This is a genomic window from Kitasatospora sp. NPDC007106 (genome assembly GCF_040634455.1).
In the GTDB taxonomy this organism is placed as follows: Bacteria; Actinomycetota; Actinomycetes; order Streptomycetales; family Streptomycetaceae; genus Kitasatospora; species Kitasatospora arboriphila.
In genome coordinates, this window is the sequence record NZ_JBEYFP010001475.1 from 1 (window position 1) to 1,016 (window position 1,016).

At 76.0% G+C, this 1,016-nt stretch carries 1 protein-coding gene; it reads left to right on the forward strand.

All coding sequences use genetic code 11. The features are described from left to right. Positions 1-99: 99 nt before the first annotated feature. Positions 100-1,016 (forward strand): LysR substrate-binding domain-containing protein (locus ABZ641_RS39400; protein ID WP_359989568.1); only part of this gene is annotated, 917 nt, incomplete at its 3' end.

A 1,016-nucleotide genomic window follows, 5' to 3' on the forward strand; every position in this document is an offset into this window, starting at 1 on the left:
GACCCGCAGCCCAATTGCGCAGTCCTCCCCCGGCCTTCGGCCGGGAGGTGCCCCCACACGCCCCTGATTGCGCTCACGTCTCACCCCAAGGCCGTCACCGTGCAACTCCAGCAGCTCCGCTACTTCACCGCCGTCGCCGAGCTCGGCAACTTCACCCGGGCCGCCGAGCGGCTGCACGTCGCTCAGCCCTCGCTCTCCCAGCAGATCAAGGCGCTGGAGCGGGAGTTGGGCGCCGAGCTGCTGCACCGCAGCCGCGGCGCCACCACCCCCACGGACGCCGGTGAGGCCCTGCTGCCGCTGGCCCGCCGCATCCTCGCCGACACCGACAGCGCCCGGCTCGCCGTTCAGGAGACGGTGCAGCTGCGCCGCGGCCGGGTCCGCCTCGGTGCGCCGCCGAGCCTGTGCGTCAGCCTGCTGCCGGACGTGCTCGGCGCCTTCCGTGCCCGCTTCCCCGGTGTCGACCTGCAGGTCAGCGAGGGCGGCTCGGGCGACCTGGTCGCGGCCCTGGACGCGGGCGAGCTGGACCTCGCCCTGATCGTCTCGCCGAGCCCGGGAGGCGCCCTGCCGGGTCTGGACGTCACCCCGCTGCTGCACGAGGACCTGGTCCTGGTGTCCGCCGAGCCGCTGCCCGAACAGGCCGTCCCGGTAGGGGAGTTGCGGGACCGCCCGCTGGTGATGTTCCGGCCGGGCTACGCGCTGCGCGACGCCACCCTGGCGGCCTGCCGGGAGGCCGGTTTCGAGCCCCGGTTCGCCGTCGAGGGCGGCGAGATGGACGCCGTGCTCGGCTTCGTCCGGGCCGGCCTCGGCCCGGCCGTGGTGCCCGCCATGGTCGCCGCCCGTTCCGGCCTGCCGACCACCCGGTTCACCGGCGCCGGTCTCGGCCGGACGATCTCGCTCGCCCACGGCCGGGACATCCCGCTCGGCCGGGCCGCCGACCGGATGCGCGCCACCGTCGCCGAACGGCTGGCCGCACAGGCACGGCGCGGCGAGCTGCCGGAGGGTACCCGGCTGCTCGC